Below are 22,349 nucleotides of genomic sequence, written 5' to 3' on the forward strand. Positions count from 1 at the left end.
CGGTGAGGATCGGGCCCGAGCTGTGTAACTACCTCTAGGCAGAGGTCAGTTCGGCCAGGAGCGTGGCCGTAGTGGTCGCGCCGGCCGCGCCGATGTCCCGCTGGATGCGCAGCGCCTCGCCCACCCGCTCACGGGCGGTCGCGAGGTCGCCCGCGGCCGCGGCGGCCCGGCCGAGTCCGAGCAGCGCGTCCGCCTCCTCCAGCGGACTGCCCAGCTCGCGGGCGATGCCCAGGGCGACCTCGTGCGCGGCCGAGGACTCCGCCGCCCTGTCGACGGACAGCTCCAGTCGCCCCAGCGAGTTCTCGGTCGCGGCGAGGCCCAGGCGGTCACCGAGCTTCCGGTACAGGTCACTTGCGTCGCCCAGCTTCTGCCGTGCCTCGGTGGAGCGGCCGGTGTCCGTCAGCAGATCGGCGAACTCCTTCAGCGCGCACGCCATCCCCAGTTCCTCGCCGATCTCGCGGTACAGGTCCAGCGACGCGGCGAAGGCGTCCGCTGCCTCGCCGTTCTTTCCGAGCTGGTGCAGCGCGGCGCCGTAGTCGATGAGCAGTTCGGCCTCCAGCGCCCGGTCGGCGAGTCTGGCGGCCAACTTCCTTGCCGTGGCGAGGAGTTCGACGGATTCCTCGTACCGGCCCATCAGCCGCAGGACACTGCCGAGCTTGGTCGTCGTCTGCGCCTCGACGAGCGCGATGCCCAACTCCCGGGAGAGCGCGCGGGCTTGGCCGAGGGCGTCCTGGGCCTGGTCGTAACGGTCCATGAAGTACCAGGTGTTGCCGAGGTTCTTCAGTGCCGTGACCCGGCCCAGCGTGCTGTTCAGCTCCTCGTGGAGGGCGAGTGCCTCGGTGAGCTGCCGTTCGGCCTCGGGGTAGTCGTCGACCCAGTAGGCCAGGGTGCCGAGTTCGATCATCGCGTCCGCCACGCCCGCCCGGTCGCCCGCCGTGCGGCTCAGCTCCAGCGCCTGCCGGAACTGGTCCCGGGCGGTGTCGTTGCGGCCCGTCAGGAAGTGGATCGAGCCCAGCTCCAACAGGGCTGCGGGCCAGCCGAGTTGGTCGCCCGAGGCGGTGCGGGCGTCGAGCGCGGCCGTCGTGATCCGCTCGGCGGAGTCGAAGTCGCCGTGGTTGCGGTGGGCGGTGCCGAGTTCGAGCAGGGCGGTGGCCTCGGCGGGCCGGTCCTCCACCGCCCGGGCCGCCGTCACCGCGTCCTCGTGCAGTTGGGCGGCGACGTCCCACGGCCCGCTCAGCCGCAGATGCCGTGCCATGGCGGCGGTCAGCGCGACCACCCGGGGCGGGCTGTCCGAGGCGGTGCGCAGACAGGCGAGCAGGTTGCCGCGCTCCGCCGTGAGCCAGGCCAGCGCCGTCCCGCGGTCCGCGACCGGCGGCAACTCGCCGTCGTAGCGGGCCGGTTGGACGGGTTCGGCCGGGTCCGCCGTGTCCCGCAGGAGGCGGTCGGCGTTGCGGGTGGCGTCCTGGAAGTAGTCGAGCAGCCGGTCCACCGCGGCCTGCCGCAGGGCCGGGTCGCGGTCCTCGTTCAGTCCGCGCAGATACTCGGCGATCAGGTCGTGGAGTTCGTAGCGGCCCAGGACGTGCTCGTCCATCAGGTTGTCGTCGTACAGCGCCTCCAGTTGCCGTCCGGTCTCGCGCACGGTGCCCGTCGTGACGGCGGCGCCCGCGTACGCGTCCAGGTCCGGGCCCGGGTGCAGACCCACCAGGGTGAAGAAGTCCTGGCGGTCCGGGGGCAGTGCCCGGTACGACAGTTCGAAGGCGGCCGCCACCTCGACGTTGCGGACTCGCAGGACCGATAAGCGGTTCACCGTCTCGCGCATCTCGTTCACCAGATACTCGACGGTGAGCGCCTTCCGGTTTCTCATGCGCCCGCCGAGCATGTCGATGGCCAGCGGCAGACGACCCGCCAGCTCCATCAGTTCGGCCACCGGGCTGCCCGGCGGCAGCGGACGCTGGGCGGTCCGGCGGAACATGAGGGCCGCGTCCTCCGGCGGGAGCACGTCGAGGGCGATCGTCACCGCGTCCAGGCCGATCATCCGGTGCCTGCTGGTCACCAGGACCAGGGACGAGGGCGACCCCGGCAGCAGCGGGCGGACCTGCGCGTCGTCCAGCGCGTTGTCCAGGACCAGCAGCACCTTGCGGTCGGCCAGCAGGCTCCGCCACAGCTTCGCGCGCTCCTCCAGGCCGTTCGGCACCTGCTGCGACGACACCCCGATCGCGGACAGCAACTGCGCCAGGGCCTCTGCCGGCGGTACCGGCCGGTCGTCCCCCGAGTGGGCGTGCAGGTTCACGAAGAGCTGCCCGTCGGGAAACCTGCGGCTCAGCTTGCGGCCGACGTGCTTGACGAAGGCCGACTTCCCCACGCCCGGCTTGCCGTCCACCGCGTGCACGGCGATCACACCGCCGCCGGCCCGTGCGGCCCGCACCCCGTCGAGGACCAACTGGAGTTCGTGCTCCCGCCCGGTGAAGTGGGGTGTGTCCCGGGGCAGTTGGTTGCCCGGCGGCACCAGGACCGCGGCCTCGGTCGCCGCCGAGAGATCCTCCAGGGCGTCGAACAGGCCGAGCACGTAGGCGCTCCGCCGGTCCGAGGCGTCCTTGGACAGGTCCATGACGCCCAGACAGTGCTTGACGTACTTCTCCACCACGGAACGGTCCACGGGGCGCTTCCACCGGCCGCGCTCGATCGCGGAGAGCGTGGCGTCCGATCTGCCGGTCGGCTTCTGCAGGTCGCCCTGCCGGAGCCCGGCCTCCTCGCGCAGGCGGGCGAGTTCCCGGCCCAGTACCTGTTTCTGCTGATCGGTCACGTCTTGGCCTCCTGTGGTGGCCCCGCTGCTGAATTCCAGTGGGGGATGCGCCCGCGCACTCCGTTCACCTGCGAGAACGCCTGTCTCTTCGGCGGCGGTTCCGGCGTTCGGCCGCCGACGGCCTCCTGGAACCCACTCTGGGCTCGCACCGCGAACCAGCTCCGGGCCGCCCTGGCCCGGGGTACGGACAGGCAGCGAGAACGGCGACGAGCATGACAGCGCAACCGCGTACCGAGCACGAGGAGCACGGACCTCGCACACCGAGGTCGTATCTGCTGCTGTGCCCGATGTGGTCGCCGACCCGGGGCGGCGTGCCCGCGTTCAACCGACTCGCCGCGACCGGGCTGGCGGAGACCGGGCACCGCGTCGCGTGCCTGGTGCTGAGCGCCACCGCCGAGGAGCACGAGGACGCGCGGCGCCGCGGTGTGACCCTGCTGACCGCCGAACAGACCCCGGCCGGCCCGAACTTGATGCTGCCCGCGTCGGCCGCCGTGGACTTCGGCGCCGAGGTGATCGTGGGCCACGACCGGTTCACCGGCTGCGAGGCGTGGGCCTACGCCCGCCGGTACGCCCCCGGCCTGCTGGTGTACATCGCGCACACCGTGCCCGCGGAGATCGAACGCTACAAGGACTCGGGCCGGGCCACCTCGCGGATAGAGGAGCGGGAGCGGATCATCCGCCGGCTCGGCGCGGCGGCCGATGTCGTCGCCGCCGTAGGACCGCGGATCGCGCGCTGCACGGCCGATCTGCTCGCGGCGGGGGACACCACGTGCGGCGGCGTCGTCCAGCTCGATCCGGGCATCACGCCGTCCGGCCCCGACCCGAGGCGCCCGCTCGCCAAGCGGAATGTGCTGGTGCTCGGGCGCACCGAGGACATCGGGCTCAAGGGGCTGGACCTCGCGGCCCGCGCCGTCGCCGGCGTACCGGTCCTGGGCGGGCCGCCGTTGACCCTGCTGGTCCGGGGCGCCGCCGAGGCCGAGTGCGACGACCTGCACGGGACGCTGGTGGAGCTCTCCAAGCTGGCCCGGGAGCGCGTCGACGTCCGCCCCTACACCGTCGACCCGGCGGAACTCCGGCGCGACCTCGCCCGGTCCGCGCTGTGTGTGATGCCCTCCCGGGTCGAGGGCTTCGGCCTGGTGGTCCTGGAGGCGATCGGGGCGGGCACACCGGTGCTGGTGAGCGGGAGCAGCGGCGCGGCCGAGCTGCTCCGCGCCGAACTGGGGCGCGCCGCCGAGCCGATGATCGTGGAGATGTCCGACGACGAGGAGACCGACGTACGCCGCTGGAGCGACGCGATCGCCAAGGTGACCTCCGAGATGGACGAGGCCTTCGCCTACGCCGAGGACGTACGGGCGCGGCTGGCCGGCCGGCTCGACTGGCGTACGACCGCCCGCACGCTGGCCGAGGCCGTCGACCGCGCCGTGGAGGGGCGACGCGGATGAGCCGCCGCCGGCACCGTGTCGTGGAGATCGGAGGGATCGTGCAGGTCGGAGGGATTGTGCGGGTCGTAGGGGCCTAATCCCTCGAACACGGGTATGTACCCCTGCGTGGCCGACGCACGGGGGGAGGCGGCGGAGATTCTGTCGGTAGTGGTCAACATCGCGGTCGGGCTGGTGACCAGTGTCATCAGCGGCTCCGGTGTGTGGTTGTGGCAACGCGGCAAGCACGCCCGCGCGCTGCGGCGGAAGGCGGCGTTCTTCGGGCTGCGGCCGGGTGGCGAGTGCCTGATCGTGATGAACAACAAGTACGACCGTCCCGGCAGCGCCGCCCACAAGGACGTCCGGGCGATGATCGAAGTGGCCACGCTGGCAGGGGAGTTCGGCTGCCAGGTGTCCGTGGAGTCGAGCGGCGACTTCCACGCGAGCAACGACAGCCGGACCGAGTTCTGCATCGGCGGCCCCTGGGGCGGCTCCAACATCCGCACCGGCGGCCATCTCGCGGCTCACCTTCCCGGGGTCGACTGGCGTCCCTTCGGCCCCGGCCCCGACTCCAGCGCGATCGTGGTGGGAGACGACCGCTTCCTCTGGGACCGGGGGAACGAGGAGTACGCGCTCGTCGCCAAGTTCACGCCTCCGGAGTCGGCCCGCCCGGTCCTGCTGGTCTGCGGCCAGAGCTCGTTGGCCAACCACGCCGCGATCCACTTCCTCAAACGCGCTCACCGGGAGCTGGCCGGGGCCGTCCCCTCGATCGACCGGTTCTGCGTCGTCGTACGGATCTCGTCCATCGCCACGTACGGCTTCCAGCGGGCGAGCCTGGAACGCGACGTGTCCACCAAGGCCTTCGCCGTGCCCACCGGGTGAACCCGTGCGTGGTGCACCCGTGCCGCCTGGCGCATCCGTGCCTGCCTGGTGGCCCGTGCGGGGTGTCAGCCCGCTGTGACCCGGACCCGCGGGTCGGCCTCGGTGAACGCGTCGGAGACCTTGGTGATCAGCTTGCGGGCGTGCATGCCGCCGCCGATGCCGTGGGGTGAGTAGAGCTCCACGGTACGGGTGGCTCCGCGGTCCCACACATACATGTGTACGGCCGTCCCGTTGCCCTGACCGCCCCCGCTGAACTTGGGCACGTACGCCCCCACCGTGAAGTCCGGCTGGTCGTCGTCCAGGCTGGAGAACGGGGAGTCGTTGGTCGGGGTGAAGTACCCGCTCACATCGTTGCCCATCAGTTTCGCCGCCGCCCCGCCGAGCACCGAACCCACCCCGCGTGCTCCCGCCGCACCGATGCGGAACACCTCGGCGCACTGCTTCACCGTGAGCGTGGTGGTCAACTGCGTCTGCTTGCTTCCCATGTACCGACCTCTGGTCCTTGTGCGGCTCTCGACATCCCACCGCAGGAGAGTGAGTGCGAAGGAGAAACGGCGGACACAGCCGCCACACCGCCACAGCGGAGGGAGACGGGATCTCCCCCGCCTCCCTCCTGCCCCCGGCACCACTGGCCCCGGCCCCCTCGCGACGCATCGAGCGTATGACCGGCGCGGTCGCCGCGACCATCGTTGCCTGTTGCCAAGTCAAGTTGGCACCACGGGGGTTGTGGGGCGGGTGTGGCGCGATGGGGCTGTTGCTTGGGGGTGGGGTTGTCGTACGTGGGTGGTGTCGTACGTGGGGTGGGGTTTGGGGCGGGGTGGTACGGCGAGGGGTTGGGGTTGGCGCTGGAACTCGGTTTGGGGGGTGCGCGGGTTGCCAGGTCAACGGGGTTCCACGCAGGTCGTGCAGCGTGGTGTGACCGTTACTCGGGCGCGCGGCTCCCGTAGGACGGGCCGGGCGTCTCTGCGGCGCAGAGGTATCGCGAGCGGCTGGCGCTGGGTCTGGTTGGTGCCTGAGGTGCCAGGGCGGTGGGGTTCCGCGCGGCCCGTGCAGCGCGGTGTGGCTGTCGCTCGGACGCGTGGTTCTCGTATGGCGGGTGGGGTGGGGTGGGGTGGGGTGGGGTGTGGTTGGGGTGGGGCGGTACGGCGATCGGCTCGGGCCAGGTCCGGTCGGCGTGCGGGTTGCCTGGTCAACTGGGCGTCACGCAGCCCGTGCAGCTCAGTGCGGCCGTCACCCTGGCACGCAGTTCCCGCATCGCGGGTCGGGTGTGTCTGCGGCGCAGCGATATCGCGAGCTGCCGGAGCTGGGTCCGGACCGCGTCCGAGCACAGTCCCTCGGAGTCCTTCAACAGACCGTCCACCACCGGGACGACGGCGTCCAGCTCGCCCGCGTCGGCGAGGCTCAGGGCGAGCCGGGCCGTGAACAGTGCCCTCATACGGGCCGCCCGGTCCGGCAGTTGGCCGAGACCGTCGCGGATCACCTCCGCCGCTTCGTCCGGTCTCCCGAGGTCGTACAGGCACCAGCCGCCGACCGGGCCGCCGAGCCGTACGGCGAGATCCGAGCCGATGACCAGCGCGGGCGGCCGTGCCCGGGAGCCCTCGCTCGACCCCGCGGCGGGGGCGGCAGTGACGGCGGTGACGGCGGTGACGGGGGTGACGGCGGTGACGGCGGTCGCGTCGAGCAGTTCGCCGGCCCGGTCCAGCGCCGCCGCGCACGACTTCCCTCGCCCCGCGAGCGCCAGACCCTGCGCCTCCCGGAAGGCGGCCAGCGCGCTGATCCGCGGACTGCCGTGGCCGCGCCGCCCGGCCTCGGCGGCGTACTCGACGACGCTTTCGGCGTTCCCCTGATACAGCGCCAGACCGGCCCGGCGGATCAGGGTGTGGTCGGCGAGGTCGTGTGCGCCCGCCTCCCTGGCCAGGCTCTCGGTGCGCCCGATCCACCGCTCGGCCTCCGCGTGCTTCCCGGCCTCCTGCGCCATCCACCCCGCGAACTCGCAGTAAAAGGCGAGGAGTTCGAGGTACTGGTCGCGGGCCGCCGGGGTCCGCGCGGCCCGTGCCAACGACTCCAGCAGCGGGATCGCGCCACCGACCTGCTGCAGCACGGGAGTTGGCGACACCCGCTGGGCCAGCCGGCGCAACTCGCCGAGGTGGCCGGTGAAGTGGGCGACGGACCGTACGTCCTCCCCGTCGTCCACGGCCGGTAACGCCACCGGACAGCCGGCCGGGGCCGGCGTCCCGGAGTCGGGGTCGCCCTCGGTGCGCGGCGAACTCGGTACCGTACGGGGAGACTTGCCGGCGGCCGGGGCCGGGGGCGGGGTCGAGGCCGCCCGCGGCGCGCGTGGTGCCAGCAGGTCGGCCAACTCACCGTTGGCGCCCAGCGCCGTGTCGCACAGCCGGGCCAACTGCGGGCTCGGGGTGCGGTCCCCCGACTCCACCCGGCTGAGGTAGGACGGCGAGAAGTGCACCAGGTCGGACAGCCCCGACAGGGACAACCCGGCCCGTATTCGGCGCAGTTGGAGTGCGGGACCGAAGCGGGATGGCGGCACTGCGGTACTCCTGCCGAGAGCGGTGGGTCAGGACAATATCGGCCGAAGTGAATACTTGTCCGCCGATTCCGGATGAACCCAGGCCGGCCGCACGTACCGCCGTCACCGCGCCGGCCGCCGCAGCAGCTCCGCCACCTCGTCGACCAGCCGCTCCAGATCGGCCGGGGCGTACCTGTGGTGCAGCCGCAAGTACTGCTGCCCGCTCAACCGTGCGACGGCCGGGGGCAGTTGCTGCTCCTGCGGTAGGTTGGCGTTCAGCAGGACCGGAACCACCCGCACCCCGCTGTGAAACGCCTGGAGGATCTCGCGGCGCACCCAGTCGGCCGGATCGTGCAGGCGCGGCCTGCCGTGCGCGTCGACGGCGTCGAGCCAGCGCGGACCGATCACCGCCAGCAGGACCGAGGACTCCCGCACCGCGCCGAGGATGGTCTCCGCGAAGTCCTCGCCGGGGCGGATCGACCGAGAGGCCCGGAAGACCGCCTCGGGTCCGAACCGGGCACACAGCGCGGTGTCGATCAGAACCGCGCCGTACGGTTCGTCTCCGGTCCGGTAGTTGATGAAGACACGGGTCGGGGGCCGGCCGTTCGGTCGCCCCCGTTTCATCGAAGCCGGGGTGTCAGTTCTCATGACTGGATCGAACCGCGAGGCGCCGGGTGAAAAAAACGGCCTCAAGGTGAAAACGGCCCGCGAGCAGGGCGGATACGAGGGCGGATACGAGGGCGTGCACCCGGGCGGACACTCGGTCGAGAACTCGGTCGAGAACCCGGCTGAGAACCCCGTGCCGGCACCGGACCTGCTTGCACCGGACCTGCTGGCACCGGACTTGCTGGCACCGGACGTGTCGGCACCGGACTTGGCGGCCTGGCAGGCACTCCGGTCAGGTCTGCGCCAGGTCCATACGGCGGTGGCGTACGGCCTGCGTGACGACCGGGAGGCGGAGTCCGAGGCACTGCGGGCGCTGGCCGCCGCCCCGGCCTTCGCCCCCTTCGGCCCCCTCTGCACACGGGACGGCTGCACCGAGGAGGAACGGGGACGCTGGCTGGCCGACCGCGTCGTCCGGGGCGTGGAACGGGCCCGCGACACCGTCCCCGAGGTCGTACCGGGCGGGCTCCGCGGCGCAGCGGAGCAGGCCCTTGTGCTCTGGTGCCTGCACGTCGCGCTCGGCATCCCCCTCGACGAACTCGGCGCCGCACAGCAAGGAGACATCGAACCCCCGCTGCACGGACGGGACTTGGCCCAGAAGATCGAGGGCAGGATGTGGCTGAGCGCCCGCCCGACCAGCCGCTCCCGCCCGGGCATCGACACCCTGTACCACGAGGTGCAGGCCGCGCTGCGCGACCGTTTCCCCACCCGCGAGGACGACACCGACGGCGAGCTCGCCCGCGCCCACTTCGGCTACGAATGGCACCGCCTCACCCGCCTCGGCCAGGAGCCCGAACGCGAACTGCTGACCCTGCTGAGCACCCTCGCCCCCGCCCCACTGCCGGTCTCCTTCCTGGCCGAGGCCTGGGGCCCGCTCCCCGACCCCCTGCGCGACCTGGGCAACAGCACCGCCTTGATGGCCCTCGCGCTACGACGGCTGCTCGACCGGGGGCTGCTCCTGGTGACCGCCCGCGGCGACACCCGCCTGGTCGCCATGCCCCGCCTCCTGCACCCCCTGCCCACGGAAACCCTGGACGCGCCGCAACGCCGCCGCCGGGCCAACATCGCCCTGCGTTTCCTCGGCGCGGCCCTGCGCGGCGACACCCACGACCACGACGCATGGCCGGAGTGGCGCGACGCCCTGCCCCACGTCCTGCACGTCGTGAACCTGGCAGACCAGCACGGCGAGGGCCTCCCAGAAGCCGCCGACCTGATGGACCGCCTCTCGGTGTTCCACCGCGTCCGCGGCGACGACCCGGCCGCCCTGACAGCCGCCGCCCGAGCACTCCACCTCTACGAGCGAGCACACACCCCCGTCCCGGCCACATACGCCACGTACCTCACGAACCACGCGATGGCTGTGCGCGCGGTGGAGGGCGCGGAGGCGGCGCTGAAATCCATCGAGCGGGCACTCGCGATTGAGGTGGACGAGGGAGGCGGGGTGGGCCGGGTGGAGCAGGGAGACCAGATGAACCCTGCGGACTCGGCGGGCACGGAGGACACGGCGGATCAGGTGAACCGGGCGGATCTGCCGAAGCAGGTGAACCAGGCGGGTCCGGCGAAGCAGGTGAACCGGCTAGACGCCGACCACGCCCAGACGCTCAACCTCTACGCCTCGATCCTGGAGAGCGCCGGCCGGTCCCAACAGGCGGACGAGGCATTCCGGCAGGCCCTCGACATCGCCCGCCACAGCCACCAGGACTCCGGCGACGAAGAGGACGCGGAAACACTCGTCATGGTCCTCAACGACTACTCCGTGCACCTCCTGCACCACGCGCCCGAACAGGGCGTCTCGGCCAAGTCGCAGGCAGCCGAGGTACTACGACTCCTGGACGAGGCGGAGACCGCGGGCCGCACCGGAGGCTACGGCACGGAACAGATCATGCTGAACCGCGCCGAGGCCCTGCGCCGACTCGACCGCCCCGAGGACGCGACCCGGGTACTAGAAGACCTCATCGCCCTGTGCGAACAGTGGGACGAACCCACCCTGCTCCTCTTCGCCGCCCTGGCCAACCTCGCCGAAATCCTCGCCACCCTCGGCGACCCCCGCCACGGCGAGGTCCTACGCCGGGCCCACGAGATCGACGACTTGCTCGCCACTTCATAGCCGTCCCGACGTCACCAAGAGACACCGGAAAAGCCTGTGGGCGAGGCGAAACAACTCAGGGCCCGATCCACTCACTGGATCAGGCCCTGACCTGCTACTCGCTTACTCACTGTCGGGGTGGCGGGATTTGAACCCACGGCCTTTTCGTCCTGAATGAGGGTCGGGTGGGGGCGACACCTGCCTCTTTTCTGTTTATGCAGGTCAGGCGGTTGGTGTCGGTTGGTGTGGCGCGGTCTCGGAGAGGTTCTGAGAGAAGATCTTCTCCCAGGTTTCTCCCAGTTGATCGAGCGGCGGGGTTATAAGTGCTTCTGTGCTCTGCGTTGCGCACGGGAATTTGCGCAGGTGTGATGTCGCGCTCGGCAGTCACTTCGAGGTCGCTGCCCCTTAGCCAGTCCGTTCCCTTGCGTCAGGGTCGAGGATGTCTCCGAGCTGTTGCCACTCCTCCGGCGCGGATATGAGGTCCGGCTGGCGTCGAAGTGCGACCGCGGTTTGTCGCTGTTGCCGAGCACGATCAGCACGACCGATGCCGCGGCCTCGTGGGCCGTTCTGTAACGCGGGCCGACAGCGGTCAAGGCCGTCCATGCCAGCAAGGTGGCGGAGGGCCGCGTTGATGCTGTGCGCGACGAACTTTCGACCGAGAGCGGTATTCGGTCAAACCTTCACCGATCCAGGCCGGTTGAGTGCATTGTCGCGTTTGCGGTCTGGTGGTTCCGGGACTTCACCGTGATGATGCCCGCCGTATCGGCGAACGGGGGGCAGGAATGGGGTTCGGTCGGGGACTGCGTGTACGAGAGGGGCGTGCCCCAGTAGGAATGGTCGACGGGCCCGCGGTGCCCGTTCAAGCCGGGCCTGCCTTCTCTGACGGTGGCGGCTCTGGTGAGGTGGACCCGACCTCGTCGGAGGTGACCAGGCTGCTGTGCCAAGCCGTCTACACCCGCCCCGATCGGGTCAAGGCCGTCAAGGCGTGGTGGAGCAAGATCCGGGGCAAGGATCAGAAACCGAACAAGCCGCGGCGCAGCACTCGTAGACGCATCTACCTGGACGGCAGTGATGACTGCCCTCCCCTGGGTGAGCCCATGGCCCAGTGGGTACGTGATCACGTCCTCCACGGGCCGCCGTTGCCTGTCCCGTCGTACGGATTCGACCTTGTGCCCGTCATCGCACACAGTCTGCGCGCACGACGACGCAGACGGCTGCGGCGAACTCTCGTCCTGCTCTTTGCCGTCGCTGTTGCGTACGAAGTCCCCCGGGCCGCCGTCGTGTGGGGCGGCGCCGCCTTGCTGGCTTGCCTCATGTCGTGGGCCGGGCTGCGGGCAGCCCGCAAGGGCAAGAAGCCGAGGCTGGCACCCTCGCCCCGTCTGGCGTATCTCGTTCTGTGTGTGCCCTGGATACTCGCGGTGGTGCCCTACGAGCCGATACGCGGCGAGGCGGTCGCTCTGCGGACCGGGCTGCTGCTACTGCCGTTCGCCCTGCTGGCCGGGGCCGTGCTGGTCTGTGCCGTGGATCGCCTCATGGCGCGGACGGGGTTGTCCAGGATTGTCCAGGACGGCATCGTGTCTGACCGCCTGCCCTGGGCGTCGGCGAAGGCCACGCATCGGATGGCTCTCATCAGCGACGAGCAGACTCGACTCGAGCTGCCCTATGACCATCCGGAAACCTTCGTCGGAGCCGGACGCTATGTATGGGGCGTGGCTGACATAGGTATCCCGCTCAGGCCCAAGGACCCAGAGGTATCGATCAAGCCCTTCGGTGAGCGGGAACTGCTGCGGCGGATGGGTGACGCCCTCAGGGAACTGGGCCGTGGCGCACGGGAGATCACCGATCCCCTGCCCGGCCTCTCCGTTACGGAGATTCTCGGGCTGCCGTCCGAGATGTGGCTGCGACGGACCCGTGCCGCGAAGTTGGAGCTGCCGGACCTGCGCGGCCGGGGCCGCCGGTCACCGTCCAGCGTGCCGGACCGACTGTATCTGCGGGCGCAGTGCGTCAGTTGGGACGGCCAGGTCGTGGTCACCCTGTTTGCGCATGCCGCCCTGGAGGCAGGCGAACTACGGCTTACCCTGCGCCCTCACGTGATGACGCCCCTCTACAACGAGCTGAGGGTGACCGAGTCCCCCGTGGCCAAGCGCGGAGCGAGACTGTACGGCTGGGTGGTGGTTCAGGCCCTGTTGGACGCCGTCCACGGCCCGCTCACACTGTGGCGGCTGGTGACCCGGCTCGCGCTCGGAGTGCAGTCGGAGGGCAATCGGGCCGAGGAAAAGGATCCGGTCAGCCTCCGTGATCGGTACTCCACCGAAGAGGTCACCGACATGCACCAGGCCGACGACGCGAAGCGGCACGTCGTCCTCATGCAGACCTGTGTCTTCCGCACTGTCTCCGCGTACCTCGAAGAACTGGGCGTCGACACCGTTGCGTATGAGCGGCAGGTGGCCGCGGTCATCACCAACATCCAGGTCTACGGCGACAACAACGCACCCATCCAGAACGTCGCCGGCAGCGGCATCAGCAATGTCGGCCAGGACAACAAGACTCAAGGAGGAGGAAGTTGATGGTTGCAGGACGTCGCCGCCCCGAACCGGAACAGGGGCACGGGTCTGGTATCAGCATCGGCGGCAACAACATCGCCCCGCTCCAGAACGTGGTCGGGCAGAACATCTCGAACGTCCACCAGTCCGCGTCCGTCGGGAGTCCCGCCGTCAGCATGGAAACCGTGCGCGATCTCCTTGCCGCATTCCGCACCGAGGTGGATCAGAACGGATCGGTCCTGCCGAACGCGCAGGTGCTCCGTGCCATGGCGGACTCTATCGACACCTCGCTGACGGCCTCGGATACACCGGCGATTGGGGCGCTGCGCGGGGCCGTGCAAGCGTTGCCGGCCTTGGTGGCGGGGACCGTGGTGCAGCAGGGGGGTGATGCGCTCGCTCACGCCATTGCCGGATGGCTTGGCTGAGGCGGCGGCTGCGCCAACTCCTGGCCGGTCCGATCGACGATCCCGGTGCTCGGTATCGTCACCGTCTCACTTGGCAGCTTGCGGTCCGTGCTTCGCAGGCGCGCCCAACCGAGCCCTTCAGAGCCGTCGCTGCCTCGACTGCCGATCAATGGCCAGCACTCGCTTCACCGTGTTCTCGAGATCCTGAGGAGCTTCACGGTCATCCGGATGGGTAGCTGCTCAACCCAGAACGGGCACGAGGACGATTTTATGACGGCTGACACCACGCGGTATCGGCCAATGTCGCGTGAGGTGCCTCAAGAGATGATGTGGAGTTACCACTTGGAGGCTTGATCGCTGGCAGTATCGGTGCCCCTGAGTAGCGTGAACACGCGTACGGCTCGAAGTAGCAACGGGGTGGGGCGGTATGGCCAGAGGGCCGGAGGCCAATGAGCGCGTTCGTCGGGAGCTTTGGAGGCTGGCAAATGGCATGTGCCAGCTATGTCGGCGTGAGCTGGACCCTGGGACTGCCGGACGCACCCCAACGGCTCAGACGGCACACAATGTGGCACTCGGCGATCATGGGCCCCGAGCGGACCCCACCCTGCCGATCGAGGCCAGGAACGCCGTATCGAACCTCCTGTTGTTGTGCTCGACCTGCCACGACATCGTCGACAAGAACAACGGAGAGGCGTACACCGTTGAGCAGTTGTCCAGGCTCAAGGCGGAGCACGAGACCTGGACCGCCGCCCTGAGGAAAGCCGGGCAGGCGTGGAGGATGAGCTACAGCAGCATCGACTACCTCAACGTGCCGAGAGTTGCGATGCTTCCGGGCGGCGACGTCGTGCAACAGGCGGCTCAACGTGCTGGCCTCGACCCGACGCGGCCCTTCTCTGGGCAGGGGTTCGCCCCCGGGATGTTCGTCGGGACTGTGCGTCCCGTCTTCGAGTCGTGGCGGGGGCACGCTGTTCCTCTCGACGAAGCCCGTCCGGACGCGATTCGGCAGGGGATGTACGTGGCGTTCAACGCGCCGATGCGTAGCCGCAACGTGTCCAACCGGCCGTTTCCTCGGCCGCTCACCGGAACATGGCAAGACGACCCCTACCTGTCCTTTCGACTGGACGGACGTACGGTCATGATCCGGTATGACCCGCAATGGCTCACCACCACTACCGCCGGCACGGACTTGGTCAGCGCAGCGACAGAGCAGGCCACCTATGCGGGGATCGGCCTTGTCGTGGGTGAATCCGCCGATGCGATTCGGATCTCCGCACTGTTCTTTGGGAAGCCGCAAACCGCAGAAGGGGCGTTCATGAAGTACGTCATACAGGGCGAGGACGAGACCGCAAGGACGGTTTCTGTCGATGACTTCGAGACAGGGTTGTCGTCGCGCGGGTCGGCATCGCAGCTGTTGGGCGCTACTCGTGACCCGAGCAACGATGACGTCACTGTGGCACTGCACTTCAACGAACTTGAGGTCGACCCGGGGCAGATCCAGCGTGAGACGTTCCGGCAACTGATGCGGGTCGTGCCGGAGTTCCGGCGCGATCTCACGGTCGCCGTGGGCACTCTTTTCACTCACTCGGGGCTGACCGGCCTGCCGAAGCCGCTTGACATCGCAGCGGCCCACCTGGCGGGCGAGCCCAAGGTGTGGTCGACGCACTCCATCAACGGCCTGGGCACTCTGCTGGCGGACGTGGAAGTGGCCTTCGCCCTCGTCCGTGGCGTGCGTAGAGGCCAACTCGATGACCTGCACCAAGCGCTCCTGGCCGAGTCGGAGAGCTACCTCGGGGCGGTCGAGGTGAATTTGCGGCGCCCGACGCACCAGCATTTCTACGGGGTGAGCCCTCGCTATCGACTCATCGAAGCGGATCTCCGACTCCTGTACAGCGCCAAGGAGTGCTACGGGGAGCTCGGCGACTGGGACCACAGATCTCACGAGCTGCTTGATGAGTGGGAATCAGAGGAGATCTTTAAGAGTGTGGCCTGGGAGGAGGACAAGGAACAAAGCGCTGCTGACGAACGTCAGGCTGAGGAAGAGATGTCCGCATGGCTGGCCACGATCGACCCGGACGAGGCAACAGCGGACTGACGGCCCCTGACCCCATAGGCGTACAGCACCCTGCGCTCGCACCTTGCCATAGACAGATCCTGAGGACCGTGGCCACCCGTGGCCGGTGGCCACGGTGTCCTCCGGGGCGAGCACGCGGAGTAGCCCACGGACTATGGCTCGCACTGTGGTGGCCGTGGCCCGGCCAGACGGAGGCCCGACAGGACTTGGTGAGCCAGTTCGAATGGCTGGTTGCGGGGGCCGTGGGGTACGGAGGCAGCGGATTCGAAGCTGCGCTGTGCGGCGAGAGCTCGGGGGCCTACAAGTCCAGTGAGCCGGTAATGCCGCCAGAGGGGAATCGGCCGGCGAGCATCGACCACGATGAGGTCGGGTCGACGCCAGACAACCAGCGCCCAACCTCCCCCGCCGGACTCCGAGCCCGAGTCGGCCCAGGCCCCGACCAGGGGCGCATCCTCGGCGGAGCCGACTGCTTCGAGTGCCACCAGCGCGGGGTTGCTGAAGCGGCCGGTGACATGGAGCAGGAGTCGTCCGTGGCGGTGTACGTCGCGCCCCTTCTCGGCGAGGGACCATACGGCGTCAGCGAGGGGATCGTCCTGGACGACGTCCGACGCGACATCGAGCACGGCGGCTTGGTCGACGGCCTGGCCGAAGGCTGTGTCGAGCAGCGCCGTGTATTCCGCGATGTACGCGGAGTCCACTGCGGGAAGCAGGTGGCCGACTGCCTGGGAGGCTTCGTTGAAGGCGAGTGTCTCAGGGGTGATCTCGTAGCGCGGGGCGTGGCTTCGGAGCACGGCGAGGGCGACTGCGGCGAGGCTGCCGACCTGGGGCTCGATCCGCTCGGGGAGATCGTTTCGGTTCAGTGCGCGGACGGCGCGGGAGAGCAGCGGCAGCCAGTCGGTTTGTGCTGGAGACCAGGCGCTGGCCGCGACGGTCCACAGGGTCAGCCGGACGACGAGCATGCGCTCGGGAGGGCCCAGGTGGGGAGCGAGGGCGACGAGGCGCTCCACCCAGCGCCGGTATCTACGGCGGACTTCCTGGTCGGCCTGCCGGAGGTCGGGCAGGGTGGCGGTGCTGCTCGCTTCGGCATCGGCTGCCTCGGGATCGTGCTCTGCCGCCATGGGCTCGGCGTCGTCATCGTCGAGGGCGGCTTCGGTGTCGTCGCTGAACCGCTCGTCCCAGGAGACGGGCAGCAGGTCCTGAAAGGGCGTGCTGATGTCGGTGGGCAGGGGGAGCCCCAGCGCGAAGCGCGTGAGCGGGTGTCCGACGCGTCCGGCGCATTCGTCCAGATAGCGCTCCCAGCCGTCCTCGTCGCCGTCCAGCGGGGCCGTCGCAGCCGCACCGCCGGTGCTGCTGCTCGCGGATACGCCCGCTGGGGTGGGGGGTAGTCCCGTACGAAGGGTCTCCAGGTCACCCAGGAATCGTTCGGCGAGCCGGGGATCCGCGAACAGGTCGGGTGGCCGTGTCGTTGGGGCCTGGGACTGGGGCGGGGTCATTCGGCGCAGGGCGCGGTCAGGGTCGACGACGAACACGATGTTGCCGAAGCTCGGTACGCCGTCGCTGTCGACTACGACCAGGCGCACACGGCTGCCCGCATCAGCCGGAGCCGTCACCGTCAGCGTGGCTTGTCCGGGCGGGATTTCGGCGATGCGCTCCCATGACTCCGGTGGTGCTGCCGCCTGAGACAATTCCAGGTGAGCAGTGTCGGAGAGAGGCCGAGCCACGCTGATCTCCAGGCCGTCCGATACACGTAGAGCACCAAGCAGCAGCGGCCCACTGCCAGCGATAGGGCGGGGAAGAGGTGGGGCCGTGTTCAGCCGGGCGGCGGGCTCGTCGGTGCCGTCCGGAAGAAGGGTGGCGGTGATGGGGGTGATGACGCCGAGTTCGCAGTTGCCGCCATCGCCCTGGGAAAGCAGCAGGGCCGCAGCGGAGAGGTTCGGGCTGCCGGTCAGGGCCCAACGCTGCCCTGCGGAGACCCACTCGACGAGTTTCCCGTGGCGGTACCGCTGGCCGTTGTCGCTGATGACGCGTCCGTCGTACTCCTTCACCAGGGCGGCGACCGACGGACCGTCGAGATCGCTGAGCCCGGGCTGGTAGGCGAGGGTGAACCGACTCGGACGGAAACGTTCGAGCAGCCGCCGCAGTGCCATCGAGCGTCGGTCGTAGAAGGGCGCGAACACGGCCAGTTCGTCGACGGGCCCCTGCGGCAGCTGATCGATGATCGGCGAACGCAGACTGCTGACGACGCGGACCTGCGGCGCTGTGGGTGTCCTGTCGCGGTGGAGCCGGTCCAGCAGCGCTGCGACCCGGTGCATCGCCTGTGGCACGCCGGCGGAGAATCTCACCTTTTCCGGGAGGTCACGCAGCCAGGCCGACAGCTCCGGGATCGCGGTGGGACTCTGCTCACCGTCCACCCGCAGAACCGTCCACAGTTCGGCGTTGGCCTGCCAGCCGGCCAACGTGGTGTTGCCGGAGCCGAGGGCGATGGTGGCGTGCTCCGGTCCGGCGAGGACCATCAGCTTGGGATGGAACGCGGGACCGTGGGCGTATGCCAGACCGGCGAGGTAGCTCCGGCCGGCCCGCCGGACGGAGCGGGGATCGTTCCGAGTCATGGAGACATCTCCCGCCACCGTGACGCGTGCGCCGGTGGCCTGGGTGACGCCGAGGGCGACCTCCTCGAAGAAGCCGAGATCGGCGGTGAAGCTGAGGAAGAGTGCTTCTTCCAGGTTCCGCCCGCCCGTGCGTTCCTCGTCGAGGATGAGGGTCAAGGGAGAGGCGAACGCGGTTGGTGGCTCCACCACGACCGGTGCCGGTGCGGTCTCAGTCAACGAGAGCCCTCCCGCTACTGGTCACCGACCAGTGCTGGTCGTCGTAGTGCAGTACGCCGCAGGTGGCCAGGACGGTCCCGAGCTGATCCAGCCGTAGCCCGACGTCACCGCGCCCCTCCTGGCTCGTCCGGTACAGCAGCCCGCCCCGCTCGTGCAGCCGGGTCGGTAACCACAGCGTGCCGTCAGCACGTCGGCGGGCCTTGGCCAGCGCGATCCGCTGCGACCGCGCCACCAGGTCGTAGGTGAGTCGGCGGCCCACATCGCGCAGTTTCATGGGCCGCGCTTCGTCAAGCCGCCGCTGGACCCATTCCGGGCCGAGCTCGACACCGCGCTGGCCGAGGAACGCGTCCCGGACCCGACCGGTGAGTTCGTCCACCCGACGGGCATTGGTGGCGAGCACCCGTAGTTCGGCGAGGGGCAAGGGATCATCACCCGCCCACCTCAGGTCGTGCTCGGCGGGCAACGGCGCTCCGGTCGTGCTCTGCGTCGCGGGAAGGGAGGACAGGAACGCGTCCACCGTCATGTCGGGAAGCTCTGCGGCGAAGCGGTCCGCCACTTCCTCGATCGGTAGCAGTCCGTCGACCTGTTCCACGAGCCAGGACCACAGGCGGCGCCAGGCTCCGACGGAGTAGTTGCGCAGCACCACTCCGCGCCAGGCGCCGGCCGCGTCGATGCCGCTGGTCACGGGATCGGTGGTCAGGAAGTCGCCGAAAGCGAGCACATGGCCGATGTCGCGGGTGAAATATCGGACGGGATGTGTGGCGACCACACGAGCCAGAAGCTGAATCGTCTGTCGTCGTGTTGCCGAGCGGGAGCCTGCTTCGGCCGGTGCACCGGGCTCGCACATGAGGTTCGCCAGCCACGCCCCATCAGGATGCTCACCGCCCACGCACACGCACAGCCGGTCACCGAAAGAGGCGAGATCATCCACGTTCAGCGTGTCCTCGGCGGCCAGTTCGAGCAGCCCGCCCAGCCCAGCTCGTAGTGCCGTGGTCTCCAACCGCGGTCCGGGAACCGGCATGGGGCCCGCACCGAGGATGCCGAGCGCGACCTCGGATCCGGCGTACGGCGCCCAGAATCCCCACGAGTTGCCTACGTACCCGTCCTTGCCCGGGACCTCGGCCTCGGACATGGCGACCGTGCCGGCGTGCAGCCGCCGGGCCAGGGCATCGACCCCATGAGCACGCGGCAGCCAGTCCAGAGCCTGCGGATGATGCGCGAACGACACGGCGGCCAATGCCACTTCCGCGCGGCGCAGCAGAGTCTGGGCGGCCGGGACCGTCAGGTCCTCCCTGTCGGCTTGCGCCGCGATCAGCCCGTGCAGTGCGTAGTAACGCCCGTGCGGCGTCTGCGTGGTCACCCCGGGGACCAGGTGATCGACCATGCGCGCCACATGCCGCTCCACCGAGAGCGGATAACGGCCCGCGGCGACGTCCAGTCCGGGGCGGTTCCAGCCCGGTCCGTCCACGAGCTCCGGTGTTTGCCTCTTGCCACTGGCAGCGACCATGCGCTCAACCATCGGACCGAGAGTAGCTGAACGCCGCTGGCCGGTGGGTGCGCCGCGCAGTGAGCCCTTTGCGGCAAGACAGTCCGCGGCTGCGCTCGACCATTTCCCGCTGTCACCCCCTCAGTCAGTGCTGTTCAGTCGGGAAACTGATCCGTCATTCTGGCGCATCTCTCGGGAGGCAGAGGCACTTCGGATGTGAATCACCCAGCCGGATGAGACAGCCCGATGGGGTGAATCTGCCTCCATGTCTGATAACCGTCATTATCAAATGAAGGCGCACTCACGTAGCCAGGGTCGGCGTATCGTCTTGTGACGTCGGGTGAGAATCCACTGCAAGCGGAGCCGTGACGCAAGACAAGGCCCGGCCTGATGGCCGAAGCGGCTGATGTGACGATAGATGAGCGGGGGAGGGATGCGCACCGTGGTCACTGGTCTGCCAAACCCGGCACTCCGCTCCCCAGCACCGGCGCCCCTCCTGGTGTCGATGTCCGACATCGCGACGTTCGCCCGGGTGAAGCGCCCTGTCGTGTCCACCTGGCGCCGACGCCACCCGGACTTCCCTGCCGCCATCTCCGAGAACTCAGGACGGCCGCTGTTCGACGGTGCGCAGGTGACCGACTGGCTGATCGCCTCCGGCCTTGGCAACGCCGCCCAGGAGGAGCTCCGATCCGAGCTGGCCCTTTTCGGCATCATCGCGCTGCGGGACCGTTTCACGCCGTGGCAGCTGGTCGAGACGCTGGGCAGCTTGCTGTGCTTGCGCCAGCTCGACCGCCGGCCACTGGCCGACGACTCGAACGTCTCCCCGGCCTCCCTGCCCGACGCCGAAGCCGACGAGGCCCTCTGGTCTGCGCTGCTGCGCCGGGCCGAACGAATCGACGCCGAGGACGATTTTGTACTCCGCGAGCTTCGCTCGATCGACGCCACGGCGGCCCCGCTCGCCCGCCTCACCGAGGACCTGGTCGAATCCGCCTACGACGAGCGCGGCGCGTATGAGTGGCTGCTCGCCGCCCGCTCCCGGCTCGGACTGGACTCCCTCGCCGCCGACGCGGTCACCCCGGAGCTGCGGAGTCTGCTCACCCAGCTCACCGACCTCCGCGTCCGTCTTGAGCGAGGCGAGTCCCTCACCCTCGCTGATCCGCACGCCCGCGCTGGTGACCTGCTCGCCGCGCTCCTCGACAACACGGAGGACCGCGACCGCGTCACCGTCCTCGCCGCCGACCCCGACGACCGGCTCACCCGCATCACCCGCCGCCGCTTCCTGCTGGCGGGCGTAAGCGAACTCGACCTGGACGTGCAGACCGGCTCCGACCTGGAAGAACGCTTCGCGGACCCGGACATCGTCGTCACCCAGCTCCCGTACCGCCCGGGCGAGGACCGCTCGGTACTCGCCGCCCTGACGGAGCTCGAACGCGTCGCCTACCTCCTCCGCCCCGGCTGCACAGCCCTCGTCCTCGGACCGGCCGACGCGCTCGTCGATGAACTGAAGAGCACCGAGGCCGCCCAGCTCCGCTCGGCCCTCCTGCGCGAGAACATCGTCGAATCGGTCATCGCGCTTCCCGGTGGGGTCCTGCCCTTCCGCCCCGGCTACCGTCCCGCCCTATGGACGCTCACACGCGGTCCCGTCCGGGAGGCGGAGGGCCTGGTCTTACTGGCCGACATCAGCTCGGAACAGCTCACGCCGGGTGTGCGCATGCGACTCGCCGAGGACGTCCTTCTCTGGCGGGCGGAAGGCTTCCGAGGACTCGACGGTCACGACCCGCGCTACGGCCGTGTGGTCCCCGTCGCCGACCTGGACCGGGCCTTCGGCGGTCCTCTGACCCCGCCTGCGCCGCCCGCCTCCGCGATCTGGTCCGACAAGGTCACCGAACGCCCCGCCCTGATCGCCGAGGCCGAGGCCCGCCTGGAGCGCGCGACGGCGGGCACCCGCACGTACGAGGACGGGCGAGGCCCCTACCGAGGGGCCGTAATGCGCAGGGTCGGTCGCCTGCCCAGGCGTACTACCCTCGGCAAGCTGGTCACCGCACGCAGGGTGACCCGCCTCCCCGGCCACCGTATCGACGAGAAGCAGCTCACCCGGGACGGCCACCACACCGTCCTGGGGCCCGAGGAGATCACCGGCGAACGCCCCGTGGGCGACCGCCGCATCGACCGCCTGCTGCTGGCGACGGCGTACGAACGGGCGGTGCTCACCGAGCCCGGTGACGTCGTCTACACCCTCGCGCCCCGCCTCGGCGTGTACGTCGACCACGACGGCTTCTCGGTCGTCGCGTTCCCGGCCCGTGTCCTCCGCGTCAACGCCGGCGCGACCCGTCCGCTCACTCCCCGGGTCCTCGCGGCCCTGCTCGGCGCGGCTCGTGGCACTGCCCGCAGTCCCAGCGCCGTACGCCCCGCCCGCCGTATCGAGGACTACCAGCTCCCCGACCTCGACCCGGACGAGGTCCTGCGCTTCGAAGCCCTCCTCGCCGAGACCGAACGCCGGGAACGCCTGCTGCGCGCCCAGTCCGACGCCCTCGCCGAGGCTCGCCGCCTGACCATCGCGGGCCTGGCCGACGGCACCCTCACCCTCGGCGAAGACCGAACCATCAACCGCACGTAACCAATCCACACCCACCAACCGACGAGT

13 protein-coding genes are annotated in these 22,349 nt (G+C 69.8%); 7 read left to right on the top strand and 6 right to left on the bottom strand.

What is annotated here, in order from left to right:
• Window positions 1-34 precede the first annotated feature (34 nt).
• Window positions 35-2,803 carry a tetratricopeptide repeat protein gene (locus OG223_RS29110; RefSeq protein WP_329254830.1) on the bottom strand — a complete coding sequence of 923 codons (2,769 nt, stop codon included), beginning with the start codon at window positions 2,801-2,803 and terminating at the stop codon, window positions 35-37.
• A gap of 212 nt (window positions 2,804-3,015) precedes the next feature.
• Between OG223_RS29110 and OG223_RS29115 the strand changes: the two genes are divergently transcribed.
• Window positions 3,016-4,245 (top strand): glycosyltransferase family 4 protein, encoded by a 1,230-nt coding sequence (locus tag OG223_RS29115; protein WP_329254832.1) that lies wholly within the window; start codon window positions 3,016-3,018, stop codon window positions 4,243-4,245.
• A 105-nt stretch (window positions 4,246-4,350) separates the two neighbouring features.
• A complete protein-coding gene (locus OG223_RS29120; RefSeq protein WP_329254835.1) occupies window positions 4,351-5,103 on the top strand; it encodes a hypothetical protein in 753 nt (250 codons plus the stop codon).
• 65 nt (window positions 5,104-5,168) lie between these two features.
• Here the strand turns inward: OG223_RS29120 and OG223_RS29125 are convergent, their stop codons facing one another.
• The 3 genes from OG223_RS29125 to OG223_RS29135 form a co-directional block, all read right to left on the bottom strand.
• Window positions 5,169-5,588, bottom strand: a complete 420-nt coding sequence (locus OG223_RS29125; RefSeq protein ID WP_329254838.1) for a hypothetical protein — start codon at window positions 5,586-5,588, stop codon at window positions 5,169-5,171.
• 704 nt (window positions 5,589-6,292) lie between these two features.
• On the bottom strand, window positions 6,293-7,648 hold the full coding sequence (locus OG223_RS29130; protein WP_329254841.1) for a helix-turn-helix domain-containing protein: 1,356 nt from the start codon (window positions 7,646-7,648) through the stop codon (window positions 6,293-6,295).
• 102 nt (window positions 7,649-7,750) lie between these two features.
• Window positions 7,751-8,275 (bottom strand): toll/interleukin-1 receptor domain-containing protein, encoded by a 525-nt coding sequence (locus tag OG223_RS29135; RefSeq protein WP_329254844.1) that lies wholly within the window; start codon window positions 8,273-8,275, stop codon window positions 7,751-7,753.
• On the opposite strand from OG223_RS29135, the gene OG223_RS29140 reads away from it, so the two are divergent.
• The 4 genes from OG223_RS29140 to OG223_RS29155 all read left to right on the top strand — a co-directional run bounded on the left by OG223_RS29140 (window position 8,274) and on the right by OG223_RS29155 (window position 15,415).
• Window positions 8,274-10,397 (top strand): hypothetical protein, encoded by a 2,124-nt coding sequence (locus OG223_RS29140; RefSeq protein WP_329254846.1) that lies wholly within the window; start codon window positions 8,274-8,276, stop codon window positions 10,395-10,397. The genes OG223_RS29135 and OG223_RS29140 overlap by 2 nt on opposite strands.
• Before the next feature lie 812 nt (window positions 10,398-11,209).
• Entirely contained in the window at window positions 11,210-12,943 is a 1,734-nt protein-coding gene (locus tag OG223_RS29145) for a hypothetical protein (protein ID WP_329254849.1), read from the top strand.
• Window positions 12,943-13,344, top strand: a complete 402-nt coding sequence (locus tag OG223_RS29150) for a hypothetical protein (protein WP_329254851.1) — start codon at window positions 12,943-12,945, stop codon at window positions 13,342-13,344. The genes OG223_RS29145 and OG223_RS29150 overlap by 1 nt, the downstream gene beginning before the upstream one ends.
• A 544-nt stretch (window positions 13,345-13,888) precedes the next feature.
• Window positions 13,889-15,415: a hypothetical protein gene (locus tag OG223_RS29155; RefSeq protein WP_329254854.1), complete on the top strand. Its 1,527-nt coding sequence runs from the start codon at window positions 13,889-13,891 to the stop codon at window positions 15,413-15,415.
• A gap of 131 nt (window positions 15,416-15,546) precedes the next feature.
• Here OG223_RS29155 and OG223_RS29160 read toward each other — a convergent pair whose 3' ends face one another.
• Both OG223_RS29160 and OG223_RS29165 read right to left on the bottom strand, forming a co-directional pair.
• Window positions 15,547-18,219: a hypothetical protein gene (locus tag OG223_RS29160; RefSeq protein ID WP_329254857.1), complete on the bottom strand. Its 2,673-nt coding sequence runs from the start codon at window positions 18,217-18,219 to the stop codon at window positions 15,547-15,549.
• Window positions 18,212-19,726 (bottom strand): hypothetical protein, encoded by a 1,515-nt coding sequence (locus OG223_RS29165; RefSeq protein ID WP_329254860.1) that lies wholly within the window; start codon window positions 19,724-19,726, stop codon window positions 18,212-18,214. Before OG223_RS29165 ends, OG223_RS29160 begins: the two co-directional genes overlap by 8 nt.
• 484 nt (window positions 19,727-20,210) lie before the next feature.
• Here OG223_RS29165 and OG223_RS29170 point away from each other — a divergent pair, with 484 nt between their 5' ends.
• Window positions 20,211-22,322, top strand: coding sequence for a hypothetical protein (locus OG223_RS29170; RefSeq protein WP_329254863.1), 2,112 nt, complete (start codon window positions 20,211-20,213; stop codon window positions 22,320-22,322).
• The last annotated feature ends 27 nt before the right edge of the window (window positions 22,323-22,349 follow it).

The sequence above is a fragment of the Streptomyces sp. NBC_01478 genome, assembly GCF_036227225.1.
Lineage (GTDB): Bacteria > Actinomycetota > Actinomycetes > Streptomycetales > Streptomycetaceae > Streptomyces.